Origin of the sequence: Noviherbaspirillum sp., assembly GCF_035944575.1 — a bacterium.
Taxonomy (GTDB): domain Bacteria; phylum Pseudomonadota; class Gammaproteobacteria; order Burkholderiales; family Burkholderiaceae_D; genus Noviherbaspirillum.
Genome location: NZ_DASZBA010000033.1, coordinates 1 through 13,198, shown reverse-complemented (window position 1 = coordinate 13,198; position 13,198 = coordinate 1). Strand labels below are relative to the sequence as shown.

General features: G+C 56.2%; 19 protein-coding genes. 16 read left to right on the top strand and 3 right to left on the bottom strand.

Annotated elements, in window-relative coordinates:
• The first annotated feature begins 1 nt into the window (after position 1).
• The 12 genes from VGU61_RS02005 (at position 2) to tatC (ending at position 7,691) form a co-directional block, all read left to right on the top strand.
• Positions 2-745, top strand: a complete 744-nt coding sequence (locus VGU61_RS02005) for a site-specific DNA-methyltransferase (protein ID WP_326857422.1) — start codon at positions 2-4, stop codon at positions 743-745.
• A 28-nt stretch (positions 746-773) separates the two neighbouring features.
• Positions 774-1,871 carry a histidinol-phosphate transaminase gene (hisC, locus tag VGU61_RS02000; RefSeq protein ID WP_326857421.1) on the top strand — a complete coding sequence of 366 codons (1,098 nt, stop codon included), beginning with the start codon at positions 774-776 and terminating at the stop codon, positions 1,869-1,871.
• A 19-nt stretch (positions 1,872-1,890) separates the two neighbouring features.
• A complete protein-coding gene (gene hisB, locus VGU61_RS01995; RefSeq protein ID WP_326857420.1) occupies positions 1,891-2,487 on the top strand; it encodes an imidazoleglycerol-phosphate dehydratase HisB in 597 nt (198 codons plus the stop codon).
• 36 nt (positions 2,488-2,523) lie between these two features.
• Positions 2,524-3,162, top strand: coding sequence for an imidazole glycerol phosphate synthase subunit HisH (hisH, locus tag VGU61_RS01990; RefSeq protein WP_326857419.1), 639 nt, complete (start codon positions 2,524-2,526; stop codon positions 3,160-3,162).
• A gap of 76 nt (positions 3,163-3,238) precedes the next feature.
• A complete protein-coding gene (hisA, locus tag VGU61_RS01985) occupies positions 3,239-4,033 on the top strand; it encodes a 1-(5-phosphoribosyl)-5-[(5-phosphoribosylamino)methylideneamino]imidazole-4-carboxamide isomerase (RefSeq protein WP_326857418.1) in 795 nt (264 codons plus the stop codon).
• A complete protein-coding gene (hisF, locus tag VGU61_RS01980) occupies positions 4,030-4,794 on the top strand; it encodes an imidazole glycerol phosphate synthase subunit HisF (RefSeq protein WP_326857417.1) in 765 nt (254 codons plus the stop codon). The genes hisA and hisF overlap by 4 nt, the downstream gene beginning before the upstream one ends.
• Entirely contained in the window at positions 4,791-5,198 is a 408-nt protein-coding gene (gene hisI / locus VGU61_RS01975; protein WP_326857416.1) for a phosphoribosyl-AMP cyclohydrolase, read from the top strand. The genes hisF and hisI overlap by 4 nt, the downstream gene beginning before the upstream one ends.
• Before the next feature lie 59 nt (positions 5,199-5,257).
• Complete coding sequence (locus VGU61_RS01970; RefSeq protein ID WP_326857415.1) at positions 5,258-5,620, top strand: phosphoribosyl-ATP diphosphatase; 363 nt, start codon at positions 5,258-5,260, stop codon at positions 5,618-5,620.
• Positions 5,621-5,685: 65 nt separating this feature from the next.
• Entirely contained in the window at positions 5,686-6,060 is a 375-nt protein-coding gene (locus VGU61_RS01965) for a histidine triad nucleotide-binding protein (RefSeq protein WP_326857423.1), read from the top strand.
• A gap of 61 nt (positions 6,061-6,121) precedes the next feature.
• Positions 6,122-6,352 (top strand): Sec-independent protein translocase subunit TatA, encoded by a 231-nt coding sequence (tatA, locus tag VGU61_RS01960; RefSeq protein ID WP_326857414.1) that lies wholly within the window; start codon positions 6,122-6,124, stop codon positions 6,350-6,352.
• A 67-nt stretch (positions 6,353-6,419) separates the two neighbouring features.
• Entirely contained in the window at positions 6,420-6,920 is a 501-nt protein-coding gene (tatB, locus tag VGU61_RS01955; RefSeq protein WP_326857413.1) for a Sec-independent protein translocase protein TatB, read from the top strand.
• Positions 6,921-7,691 carry a twin-arginine translocase subunit TatC gene (gene tatC / locus VGU61_RS01950; RefSeq protein WP_326857412.1) on the top strand — a complete coding sequence of 257 codons (771 nt, stop codon included), beginning with the start codon at positions 6,921-6,923 and terminating at the stop codon, positions 7,689-7,691.
• A gap of 14 nt (positions 7,692-7,705) precedes the next feature.
• Here tatC and VGU61_RS01945 read toward each other — a convergent pair whose 3' ends face one another.
• On the bottom strand, positions 7,706-8,377 hold the full coding sequence (locus VGU61_RS01945; protein ID WP_326857411.1) for a DUF2461 domain-containing protein: 672 nt from the start codon (positions 8,375-8,377) through the stop codon (positions 7,706-7,708).
• A 2-nt stretch (positions 8,378-8,379) separates the two neighbouring features.
• Positions 8,380-9,552: a Do family serine endopeptidase gene (locus VGU61_RS01940; RefSeq protein ID WP_326857410.1), complete on the bottom strand. Its 1,173-nt coding sequence runs from the start codon at positions 9,550-9,552 to the stop codon at positions 8,380-8,382.
• Positions 9,553-9,580: 28 nt separating this feature from the next.
• On the opposite strand from VGU61_RS01940, the gene VGU61_RS01935 reads away from it, so the two are divergent.
• Together VGU61_RS01935 and VGU61_RS01930 are read left to right on the top strand one after the other, a co-directional pair.
• Entirely contained in the window at positions 9,581-10,330 is a 750-nt protein-coding gene (locus tag VGU61_RS01935) for a Nif3-like dinuclear metal center hexameric protein (protein WP_414691582.1), read from the top strand.
• 88 nt (positions 10,331-10,418) lie between these two features.
• Positions 10,419-11,120, top strand: coding sequence for a response regulator transcription factor (locus VGU61_RS01930; protein ID WP_326857408.1), 702 nt, complete (start codon positions 10,419-10,421; stop codon positions 11,118-11,120).
• A 43-nt stretch (positions 11,121-11,163) separates the two neighbouring features.
• On the opposite strand, the gene mscL is transcribed toward VGU61_RS01930, so the two are convergent.
• Complete coding sequence (gene mscL / locus VGU61_RS01925) at positions 11,164-11,577, bottom strand: large conductance mechanosensitive channel protein MscL (protein ID WP_326857407.1); 414 nt, start codon at positions 11,575-11,577, stop codon at positions 11,164-11,166.
• Positions 11,578-11,817: 240 nt separating this feature from the next.
• Here mscL and petA point away from each other — a divergent pair, with 240 nt between their 5' ends.
• Entirely contained in the window at positions 11,818-12,426 is a 609-nt protein-coding gene (gene petA / locus VGU61_RS01920; protein ID WP_326857406.1) for a ubiquinol-cytochrome c reductase iron-sulfur subunit, read from the top strand.
• 2 nt (positions 12,427-12,428) lie between these two features.
• Positions 12,429-13,198 (top strand): cytochrome bc complex cytochrome b subunit (locus VGU61_RS01915; protein ID WP_326857405.1); only part of this gene is annotated, 770 nt, incomplete at its 3' end.

Sequence of the window (13,198 nt, the reverse complement as noted above, 5' to 3'; positions counted from 1 at the left end):
CATCGCCGGACTCCAGCGCATACCGGATGCGAGCGTCGACCTGCTGATCGCCGATCCGCCCTATGGCCTCGGCAAGGATTACGGCAATGATTCCGACAAGCTCGATGCAAAAAATTATCTGGCATGGACCGAGCAATGGATTACCGTCGCGCTGCCGAAATTGAAGCCGAACGGCAGCCTGTATATTTTTCTGACCTGGCGCTACTCACCGGAAATCTTCGTGATGCTCAAGCAACGCATGACGATGATGAATGAAATCATCTGGGACCGCAGGGTGCCGTCGATGGGCGGCAGCACGCGCAAGTATTCGTCGGTGCACGACACCATCGGATTTTTCGTCAACGCCAAGGATTATTATTTCGACCTGGACGCTGTGCGCATACCCTACGATGCCGAGACGAAAAAAGCCCGTTCCCGCTCCATTTTTATCGGCGCCAAATGGCTCGAAATCGGCTACAACCCAAAAGATGTGTGGAGCGTCTCCCGCCTGCATCGCGAGCACCGGGAGCGCGCCGATCACCCGACGCAGAAGCCGCTGGAAATCATCGAACGCATGGTCAAGGCATCCTGTCCGCCCGGCGGCATCGTGCTCGACCCGTTCATGGGCAGCGGCACCACCGCTGTCGCCGCCAAACGCTGCGGACGACATTATGTCGGCTTCGAACTGAATCCCGATTATTGCGAACTCATCGAAAACCGTTTAAGCGAAATTGATGGCGAAATCAGCAATTCCGCCGCAGCTTGATGCCACTCATAACCTGACGACAACGCCCATGAATACCCGCTCTCTCATCGACAACGTCATTCGTCCGGACATCCTCGCCTTGTCCGCCTATCACGTGCCTGACTCCAGCGGCTTCGTCAAGCTGGATGCCATGGAAAACCCCTATGTGCTGCCGCAGGAGTTGCGTACCGAGTTGGGGCGGCGCCTGGCAGACGTCGCGATGAATCGCTATCCGGTCCCGTCTTATACCGCGTTAAAGGAAAAGATTCGCACCCGGCTCGGCGTGCCGGCTGGATTCGATGTGGTGCTGGGCAATGGATCGGACGAATTGATTTCCATGCTGTCGATCGCCTGCGCAAAGCCGGGCGCCAAGGTCCTCGCGCCGGTGCCCGGATTTGTGATGTATGCGATGTCGGCGCAGTTCTCGGGACTGGAATTCGTCGGCGTCCCGCTGAATGCGGACTTCACGTTGAACAAAGCGGCGATGCTGGACGCCATCGCGCAGCATCGGCCCGCGATTACCTATCTTGCCTATCCCAACAACCCGACCGGCAACCTGTTCGATGCGGACGACATGGCCGACATTATTCGCGCGGTTGGCGATGCCGGCCTGGTGGTGGTGGACGAGGCGTATCAGCCGTTTGCGCAAGCCAGCTTCATGCCGCGGCTGCCTGACTTTCCCAACATGATCGTAATGCGCACCGTGTCCAAACTCGGCCTGGCCGGAATCCGGCTCGGCTACATGGCGGCCGGTGACGCGTTGCTGACCGAGTTTGAAAAAGTGCGTCCGCCCTACAATATCAATGTGCTGACCCAGGCGGCGGCCGAATTCGCGCTGGAACATGTCGCAATTCTGGACGATCAGGCAGCCACGTTGCGTCGCGAAAGAGCTGTTCTAGCAGCCGCATTGCAAGCGTTGCCGGGTGTCGAAGTATTCCCGTCAGCGTCGAATTTTTTGTTGATTCGCTTGCATCCATCGAAAAATAGCCTCAATAATGTTTTCGCTGCATTGTTGGACCGGAAGGTTTTGGTTAAAAATCTCGGTAAAATGCACCTACTGTTGGAAAATTGCTTACGGGTGACCGTGGGTACCCCGGAGGAAAACCGGATTTTTCTTGATGCGCTTGCCGCATCGCTTGCCCCGTAATTTTTAGTTGCCACCTAACATGCCTACGTCACGCGTTGCAGAGATCACACGCAATACCAATGAGACGCAGATCCGCGTTGCCATCAATCTCGACGGCACCGGACAGCAAAAGCTGAATACCGGCGTCCCTTTCCTGGATCACATGCTTGACCAGATAGCGCGGCACGGCTTGATCGACCTCGATATTCATGCCAACGGCGATCTGCACATCGATGCCCACCATACGGTGGAAGATGTCGGCATCACGCTCGGTCAGGCATTCGCCAAGGCGATTGGCGACAAGAAAGGCATCCGGCGTTACGGGCATGCCTACGTGCCGCTGGACGAGGCGCTGTCCCGGGTGGTGATCGATTTCTCCGGCCGTCCTGGCCTGGAATTCCATGTCCCGTTCAAGCGCTCGATGATCGGCTCCTTCGATGTCGACCTGACGCACGAATTCTTTCAGGGCTTCGTCAACCACGCACTGGTTACTTTGCATATCGATAATCTGCGCGGCGAAAACGCCCATCATCAGTGTGAAACCGTATTCAAGGCATTTGGCCGCGCGCTGCGCATGGCCGCAGAGCTGGATCCACGTTCGGCCGGAACCATTCCTTCGACGAAAGGCAGTCTGTAAGCGCTGCACATTGCGCGCTGCGACGTCATTGTTAACATGAGCAAAATAGTAGTGGTCGATTACGGCATGGGCAATCTGCGCTCTGTTGCGCAGGCATTGCGCCATGTCGCGCCCGAAGCCGACGTCCGTATATCGGGCGAATTGTCAGATATCAAATCCGCCGACAGGCTGGTGCTTCCCGGACAGGGAGCCATACCCGATTGCATGCGATGCCTGCGCGAGTCCGGCCTTCAGGAGGCGGTGGTTGAGGCGGCCCGTTCCAGGCCATTGTTTGGCGTCTGCGTCGGCGAGCAGCTGCTGTTCGACTGGAGCGAGGAGGGCGATACGCCCGGACTTGGTCTGCTTCCCGGAAAGGTGGTGCGCTTCCAGCTCGACGGGCAATTGCAAGATGACGGATCGCGTTTTAAAGTACCGCAAATGGGCTGGAACCGAGTCAGGCAGTCCCTGGCCCATCCGCTCTGGAGTGACATACCTGACAACAGCTACTTCTATTTTGTCCATAGTTACTATGCAGTGCCTGAAAACGCCGGGCATACGTTGGGCGAGACAGTTTATGGCGCGCCGTTCAGCTCCGTGGTCGGCCGCGATAATATCTTTGCCACGCAGTTTCACCCTGAAAAAAGCGCTGCCGCCGGACTGCAGCTCTATAAGAATTTTGTGTACTGGAATCCGTAGATTGCTGCACGAAAAACTTCCAAACATAGAAACCGATCGCCGTTATTCTTAACCTACTAACATATCGAACGTAGCCATGCTGCTCATACCTGCCATCGACATCAAAGACGGTCAATGCGTACGCCTCAAGCAAGGCGACATGGATCAGGCCACCGTGTTCTCTCAGGATCCCGCGGAAATGGCGCGCCACTGGCTGGCACAAGGCGCACGACGGTTGCATCTGGTTGACCTGAACGGCGCGTTTGCCGGCAAACCCAAGAATGAATCCGCGGTAAAGGCGATCATCCAGGCGGTTCGGGATTTTGCGATCGACAACGATACCGATGAAATTCCCATCCAGCTCGGCGGCGGCATCCGGGATCTGGACACCATCGAACGTTACCTCGATGACGGACTGTCCTACATCATCATTGGCACGGCGGCGGTCAAGAATCCCGGCTTCCTGCACGATGCATGCAGTGCCTTCCCGGGGCAGATCATCGTCGGCCTCGACGCCAAGGACGGCAAAGTTGCCACCGATGGCTGGAGCAAGCTGTCCGGTCATGAAGTGATCGATCTCGCCAAGAAATTCGAGGACTACGGCTGCGAAGCGATCGTCTATACCGACATCGGTCGGGATGGCATGATGGGCGGCGTAAACATCGACGCCACCGTCAAGCTCGCACGCAGCATGACCATTCCCGTGATCGCCTCCGGCGGGGTGCATACGATCAAGGATGTCGAAGCCTTGTGCGCGGTGCAGGACGAGGGCATCGAAGGCGTCATCTGCGGACGGTCGATTTACGAAGGTACGCTCGATCTGCGCACGGCGCAGGATCGGGCCGATGAACTGAGCGGCCTCGAAGAGTCGGCTGAAGAAGACGAAGCATGACCCTTGCAAAACGTATCATCCCTTGCCTTGACGTTACCGCGGGGCGCGTCGTCAAGGGCGTTAACTTTCTGGAGTTGCGCGACGCCGGCGACCCGGTGGAAATCGCCCGCCGCTATGACGCGCAGGGCGCGGATGAGCTCACTTTTCTCGATATCACCGCCACGTCCGACGAGCGCGATCTGATCCTGCCGATCATCGAAGCGGTCGCTTCCCAAGTGTTCATTCCCCTCACTGTCGGCGGGGGTGTACGCTCGGTCAATGACGTGCGCCGCTTGCTCAATGCTGGTGCCGACAAGGTGAGCATCAACAGCGCCGCCATTGCGAATCCCGATTTCGTCGGCGAGTCGGCACGCAAATACGGATCGCAATGCATCGTCGTTGCGATCGATGCCAAGAAAAGCGGCGACAATAAATGGGAAGTGTTCACCCACGGCGGCCGCAAGCCGACCGGTCTCGACGTCGTCGAGTGGGCAAGGAAAATGGAAAGTCTGGGCGTAGGCGAAATCCTGTTGACCAGCATGGACCGCGATGGAACCAAGATCGGCTTTGATCTCGCTCTCACCAGCGCCGTCTCCAATGCGGTCGGCATCCCGGTCATCGCATCGGGCGGAGTCGGGGGCTTGAAGGATCTGGCCGATGGCGTCACGATCGGCCGCGCCGACGCGGTACTGGCGGCCAGCATTTTTCATTACGGACAGCATACCGTCCAGGAAGCCAAGCGTTTCATGGCGGACCAGGGCATTGCAATGAGGCTTTCATGAGCATCAAGGCCAAGTGGCTCAATAAGGTCAAGTGGGACGAAAACGGACTGGTGCCGGTGATTGCACAGGAAGTCGGTTCCAATGACGTGCTGATGTTCGCGTGGATGACGCGCGAGGCCTTGTCAAAAACCGTCGAACTGGGCGAGGCAGTCTACTGGAGCCGTTCGCGCAAGAAGCTATGGCACAAGGGCGAGGAATCCGGACATGTCCAGAAGGTTCGTGAAATCCGCCTTGATTGCGATGAAGATGTTGTGCTCCTCAAGGTGGAGCAGGTGGACGGAATCGCCTGTCATACCGGGCGCCACTCGTGCTTCTTCCAGGTATTCGAAGGATCGGCCGAAAGCGGCGACTGGAATGCCGTCGAGCCGGTGCTGAAAGATCCCCAGACCATTTACAAGCCTTAAGCGGGTCCCACCCGCTCCATGACCGACAAGGACCCGGCGGGTGGGACCCGCCTCAATGTATGAGCGACACCTTACAACGCCTGGCTGACATCATCGAATCGCGCAAGCCGGCCAATGGCGGCGATCCGGATAAATCCTATGTTGCACGCCTGTTTTCCAAAGGTGACGATGCGATCCTGAAGAAAATCGGCGAGGAAGCAACCGAAACCGTCATGGCTGCGAAAGACGTGCGCGCCGGCGGGAATAAATCGAAAGTACTCTATGAATGCGCCGACTTGTGGTTTCATTCCCTGATCATGCTGGCACAATTCGACCTGACGCCTCGGGATGTGCTTGATGAACTGGCACGGCGCGAGGGCATGTCAGGACTGGAAGAAAAAGCGAATCGCAAGCTGATTGAACGTGAGAAAAACGGCATGTAGCCGTTACCGGCCGGTTCGTTGGCTGATCAAGAAATCATTCTCGAATGAAAGAAATACAGCGAAAAATGGATAACTGTTTATTTTGCAAAATTGCCGCCAAGCAGATTCCATCGAAGACCGTCTACGAAGACGAGGATGTAATCGCATTTCACGACATCAATCCTGCTGCACCGGTGCATTTTTTAATCATCCCGAAACAACATATTGGTACACTGGCCGATTGCCATGAAAGTCATGCAGCATTATTAGGGAAAATGATGCTGCTGGCACCGAAGCTGGCAAAAGAGCAAGGGTGCGGTTACATCGCCGGTGAAAACGGTGCAATAGGTACGGGCGGATTCAAGACGCTGTTCAATACCGGACCTGACGGCGGTCAGGAGGTGTACCATCTCCACTTACATGTCATCGGCGGACCGCGTCCGTGGCGCGGGCAACGTTAACGCACCCGACATATCATTCAAATTTGTTTCCAGGGCGCTACTGTCCTGTAAGGAGAACGTAATGGGTTCATTTAGTGTTTGGCACTGGTTAATCGTGCTGGTGATCATCCTGCTGGTTTTCGGGACCAAGAAGATCGGCAACATGGGGTCCGACCTGGGCAAGGCGGTCAAGGGCTTCAAGGACGGCGTCAAAGGCGAAGACGACAAATCCAGCGCCGCGAATGCTACGCCATCGCAGGTCGCTGACAAGGCAACCATCGACATCGATGCGAAAGAGAAGACCAAGAGCTGATGTATCCGTTTCTGAAGATCGCATTGCCACGGCTTGCTAACCGCACGACGCTTGGGCGAACTGCATCATGATCGATATCGGACTTACCAAAATCGCGATGATTGGCGTCGTGGCGCTGGTCGTCATCGGCCCGGAGAAATTGCCGAGAGTGGCCCGCATGGCCGGTTCATTGTTCGGCCGGGCGCAGCGCTATATCAATGACGTAAAGTCCGAGGTCAGCCGCGAAATAGAGCTCGAAGAACTGCGCAAGATGCAGAAGGACATGCAGGAAGCGGCAAGCGATGTCGAGCAAAGCATTGCGAAGAATATGTCCGAGGCGCAGGAAAGCTTCAATACCACCTGGAATGACGACAACTCTGCCGGTCTTTCGAATCCGCTGATGGAGCCGTCCACCCCGAATCCATTGGTTGTAAAAGCAAAAGATTTCCGTCGCAAGAAACTCGCACGGACATCCGCCATCCCGTCCTGGTACAAGCGGCAAAGTGGCCACAAGACGCGTGTAATTTCCGGCGCCGCACGGGTTGCGAAGTATCGCCCCGCCGGCGCCACCCGTAAATCCTTTCATTAAATGACCGACGATCCACAAGCCACGGGTGCCGGCGACACCTTCATTTCGCATCTGGTGGAATTGCGCAACCGGGTGATGAAGGCGTCAGCAGCACTGCTGCTCGTTTTCCTGTGCCTGATGCCATGGGCCGGCAATATTTACGACGTGCTCGCCTATCCAATGATGTCGGCCTTGCCGGCAGGCAGCAAGATGATTGCGACCGGAGTGATCACGCCCTTCCTGATCCCGGTAAAAGTCACCTTGCTGGTAGCGTTTCTGATCGCGCTGCCGGTCATCCTGTATCAAGCCTGGGCATTCATTGCTCCCGGCCTGTACACGCACGAGAAGAAGCTGATTGCGCCGCTCGTCATTTCTTCTTCGATTCTGTTCATCGCCGGCGTCGCGTTCTGTTATTTCTTTGTATTCGGCGTAGTGTTCAAATTCGTGAATGAATTCGCGCCGAAATCGGTATCGGTTGCGCCGGATATCGACAGCTATTTCAGTTTTGTCATGACCATGTTCATCGCCTTCGGCGTCACCTTCGAAGTGCCGATCGTGGTCATCGTGCTGGTGCGCATGGGGCTTGTTACAGTGGAAAAGCTGAAAGAAATACGGCCTTATGTGATCGTCGGCGCGTTTGTCATCGCCGCCATCGTGACGCCGCCCGATGTGATGAGCCAGCTGCTGCTGGCAATCCCCTTATGTCTGCTGTATGAGGTCGGCATATGGATTGCGCCGTTGTTCGCCAGGGTAACGCGAGCGCCGGAAGAACAGACCGATCTAACCGCCTGAGGGAGGGCTGCCGGTCAGTTCACCTGGCGCAGCCAGGTAACGAGTGGATAAGCATCCTTGAACGTCGTTGCAAGATGCTTGTTCAGATCAGCGGGCGGCTTCTTTTTCAAGCTTACTTCGTTCCACACGATAAAGCTCTTCAGCTTTACATATTCCGCATGCGGCCCATCCGCATCGAATCCCTTCGGCGGCCGCGTGAGCTTGCCCTCCTGCTGCAAATCCCCGAAGGTTTCCCGCAGCTTCCGGTTTTTCAGCATCTTGCCGAATCCGGTGGGATCCGCAATCACTTGCTGGCGAATTGCGCGGAGCCGATCCGGTGGCGGCATGTACTCCCCGCCCGCGATCAACAGCTTGCCGTCCGCATCGATATGGAAATAGTAGGCGGGTCCACCGCCCTGACTCGGCTTCTTCAGGCCGCTGGCAGTGATTGCAGCAGAGAAGGTAGTCTTGTAAGGGATCTTTTCACGCGAAAAGCGCAGGTCGCGATTGATGCGGAATAAAGCCTTCTTCGGATTGCAGCCGGCGACTTCGGGATCGAATCTACTAAGGTCGGCAATCAGGCGGATCACCACATCAAGAAACTCGGCGCGCAAAATATCGTAGCGCGGCTTGTTCATCACAAACCACGCACGGTTATTGTTTTCCGACAGCTCTCCCAGGAATTGAATCAGGTCACGTACGTGCATGCTTACCGCTCTTCATTGCTGACTTCACGCCGCGGTTTGGGACGTTTGCCCACCACCACCTCGACATTCGACTCCTGATTCCGGCGCAGCACCCTCATTTTTGCTTTGTTGCCTGGCTTTAGCTGCGCAATGATGTTCAGCATTTCGGTGGTGTCATTGATCGCTTTGCCTTCTACCGCAAGCAAGATGTCGCCTGGCCGCATGCCGGCCTTGTCTGCCGGTCCGCCCTTGAGGACGCCCGCGATGATCGCGCCCGATTTTCGCGTCAGTCCGAAACTCTCCGCAAGCTCGGGTGTAATGTCCTGGGGCTCCACGCCGATCCAGCCCCGCACTTTCTGGCCGGTGGCAATGATCGACTCCATCACGTCCTTGACCGTCGTGACCGGAATGGCAAATCCGATGCCGAGCGAGCCGCCGCTACGCGAGTAAATCGCTGTATTGATACCGAGAAGATTGCCGTTGGTATCGATCAGCGCGCCGCCGGAATTGCCGGGGTTGATCGCAGCATCGGTCTGGATGAAATTCTCGAACGTGTTGATGCCAAGATGGCTGCGCCCGAGTGCCGAAATGATGCCCATCGTGACGGTCTGCCCGACGCCGAACGGATTGCCAATGGCAAGCACGACATCGCCCACCATCGCTTGGTCGACATTGCCCAGCGTTATCGCCGGCAGATCCTTCATGTTGATCTTGATTACGGCAAGATCGGTTTCCGGGTCGGTGCCGACCAGTTTGGCGACCGCCTTGCGGCCATCGGCAAACGCCACCTCGATCTCGTCGGCGGTTTCGACCACATGGTTGTTCGTCAGTACATACCCTTCCGGGCTGACGACCACGCCGGAGCCCAGGCTGAATTGCTTGTCTTCCTGCTGATCGCCGAAAAATTTGCGGAACAGCGGATCGTCCATGAACGGATGTGCGGGCTGACGTGAGCCTTTGGTGGTGTAAATATTCACCACTGCAGGCATGGCGCGTTTTGCAGCGCTGCGGTAGGAGCCTTGGGTCGGTGGCTGGCCGGCTGGTGCTTCCAGCATGGGCACCGATGAATTGCTGCGCACTGCGGGAGCCGTCCGGGTCATCCCGGCAGCCCATTCCGGCTTGAGGCTCGCTACAATGAACCAAATCGCCAGACCGACCGTGACGGTTTGCGCAAACAATAGCCAAAGACGTTGCATATAAGGTGTAAAAATGGATCGAAAATCAGTGGGCAGGACGGAATTGGCCCAATATCTAGGGCAAGCGCTTGATATTACCCGTTTTCGTGACTATTGCCCAAACGGCTTGCAGGTGGAAGGACGAGATCGGATCGCGACGCTTGTCACAGGCGTCACAGCCAGCCTGGCCTTGATCGAAGCAGCATTGGATCTCGGCGCTGATGCCATCCTCGTACATCACGGTTATTTCTGGCGCGGCGAGGACCAGCGTATCGTCGGCATGCGCCAGCGTCGCCTGAAATCTTTGCTCATCCATGACGTGAGCTTGTTTGCCTTTCATCTGCCATTGGATATGCACGTCGATTTCGGCAATAACGCCCAATTGGCGCGCCAGTTGGGATTGAGGCCGGACGGGCGTTTCGGTGAAGACGGTTTGGGCTGGCTCGGCGTCGCCAGTACCGAGGTGCGTACCGTCGGTGAATTGGCGAAGCTTGTCGAGGAGCGTCTTCACCGCCGGCCATTGCTCATCGGAGATCCGACGCAAGCTTTGGGCCGCATCGGTTGGTGCACCGGTGCTGCCCAAAACATGATTGGCGACGCAATCGACGCTGGCGTAAGCGTTTACCTCAGCGGCGAAGTGTCGGAGCCAACCGTGCATCTCGCCAGGGAATCAGGCATTTCTTATCTCGCCTGCGGCCACCACGCCACCGAACGATACGGTGTTCAGGCACTCGGAGAGCATATCGCTGAAAAGTTCAATATCATGCATCGTTTCATCGACATCGATAATCCGGCTTAATCCTATTCCGCTACAACTATGTGCCCGATAGTTGGTTAAATTCCCTATATCATAGTAGGGGAATGGAATTTGCCGGTAAGGAACAAACATGTTGGAAGAAACGCCGAGCGAACGGGTTCGTGTTGTCATCGTTGAAGATGACGCTGTCACGCGTAAATCCCTGTCGTTAGCAATTGAGGCCGCGCCTGAGCTCTGCTTGCTGGCGGCGTTCGACAACGTCAGCTCAGCTTTAACCTTTCTTAACGCGCACAAGATTGATGTATTAATAACCGACCTCGGTCTGCCCGACGGTTCTGGCATTGAACTGATCCATGCCTGCGTGAGGTTGCACCCTGATGCCGACATCATGGTTGTGACGGTATCGAGCGACGAAGCCAACGTGCTCGCCTGTATCGAGGCTGGCGCGTCGGGTTATATGCTGAAGGACGCGGGCCGGATTGACGCTGCCCGCGCGGTGCTTGATTTGCGTGCCGGCGGCGCGCCGATGAGCCTCGCCATCGCCCGCATGGTGCTTGCCAAGGTGAGGAATGGTAAGAAAAACCAAATGGCGGTGGTGGACAATCCCGTTACCAGCCTGACCAAGCGCGAAGCGGCAATTCTTGATCTGATCGCTCAGGGTAGGAGTTATGGCGAAGTGGCGAAGATACTATCGGTGTCGGTTGGAACGGTCCAAACCCATATCAAGAACATCTATGGAAAACTGGCCGTGCATTCTCGCGGCGAAGCTGTCTTCGAAGCCCACCGTCGCGGTCTGCTTCAACTCGGACGCTCCAAAGGCAAAAAGGCCTAGCCCTGGCACTACAGTAAATCCGGAAAGCACTTTGCAGATCGGTTTACTTGCGTAGCGAGTCGCGAATTTCACGCAACAGTACGATTTCTTCCGGCGTTGGTGCTGCTGCAGGTTCCGGATCTTTTCGCTTCGCCTTATTCAGCAGCCGCACCATTTGAAAGATGATGAAGGCCAAAATAAGGAAGTTAAGCAAAATCGTGAGAAAATTGCCATAGGCAAAGACCGCTCCCGCCTTCTTGGCCTCGACAAGGGTGAGATGAGTACCTTGATTGTTGAGGGGTAAGTAGTAATTGGTGAAATCCAAGCCTCCAGTGATTTTGCCGGCAACAGGCATGATGATGTCTTGGACGAGTGAATCAACGATCCTGGCGAATGCAGTGCCGATGATTACTCCGATGGCAAGGTCAATGACATTTCCTTTAATGGCAAAAGCCTTGAATTCCTGCAGCACTCCCATGCAACCTCCTAAAAATAAAGAAAAAACGGCCTATGCCTGTAGGACTGGGTATCTGTCAGGCTGAATAATACGGCACAAAACTTGACGGCCCGTCATCCACCGCATATCCCCCGATCAAAAAGTTCCCCAAAATTCCGAACGATGGTATGGATTAGCTTCAATTCATGTCCATCGTCCGTTATAATCTAAGGTTGCTAGAAGTTTCGAACAGATTTCGCATTTTGACTGATTGGGGTTGGTATGAGTAACGAAAAGCAGGTCGACTCCGGTCGACGTGGCTTGCTCGTCGCTACGTGTGCGGCGGGTGGTGTGGCTGGATTGGCCACCGCAGGAGCTTTTGTGTCCACTTTCCAGCCGTCCGAGCGCGCCAAGGCAGCCGGCGCGCCGGTGGAAGTCGATATTGCCGGCTTGGCGCCGGGAGAGCTGAGAACCGTTGAGTGGCGCGGTAAACCGGTCTGGATCCTGAAGCGCTCACCGGAAATGGTCGCGTCGCTGAAGAGCGTCGAGCCAAAGCTCGCCGACCCGAAGTCGGAGCGCAATCCCGAAGAGCTGACGCCTGAATACGCCCGCAACGAATATCGTTCGCGCAAGCCAGACCTGCTGGTTGCCGTCGGTATTTGTTCTCACTTGGGATGTTCGCCGATCACCAAGCTTCAGCCTGGAGCACAGCCTTCGTTGCCAGATGACTGGGCGGGTGGTTTCCTGTGTCCTTGTCATGGTTCCACGTTCGATCTTGCAGGCCGTGTTTATCAGAACGTGCCCGCTCCGGACAACCTGCAGGTTCCGCCCTACATGTATGTCGGCGATACCAAGCTGGTCATTGGCAAAGACGAGAAAGGCGAAGCGTAATTATGGCGACACCACAGCAAAGACAACCCGGTACGCCTATTCCGCTGCCGAACCGGGCCATCAACTGGATCGACGAGCGCTTCCCGCTGTCGTCGACCTGGCGGGCGCATGTCTCTGAATACTATGCGCCTAAAAACTTCAATTTCTGGTACATATTCGGCTCCCTTGCACTGCTGGTGCTCGTGATCCAGATTGTGACCGGCATCTTCCTGGTAATGCATTACAAGCCGGACGCCAACCTGGCATTCGCATCGGTGGAATACATCATGCGCGATGTCCCGTGGGGCTGGCTGGTAAGGTACATGCATTCCACAGGCGCTTCCGCATTCTTTGTTGTCGTCTACCTGCACATGCTGAAGAGCCTACTGTACGGTTCCTATCGCAAGCCACGTGAATTGCTGTGGCTGTTCGGCGTGGGCATCTTCCTATGCCTGATGGCCGAGGCATTCTTCGGCTACCTGCTTCCATGGGGGCAGATGTCGTTCTGGGGCGCGCAGGTTATCGTCAACCTGTTCGGCGCAATTCCTTTCATCGGTCCGGATCTGTCCCTGTGGATTCGCGGCGACTATGTCGTGTCCGATGCAACGCTGAACCGCTTCTTCGCGTTTCACGTGATCGCAATTCCGCTGGTTTTGCTGGGCCTGGTCGCGGCGCACCTTGTGGCGCTGCATGAAGTCGGTTCAAACAACCCGGACGGTATCGAGATCAAGGCGAAGAAGGACGCTAATGGCGTGCCGCTTGATGGTATTCCATTCCACCCTTACTACACCGT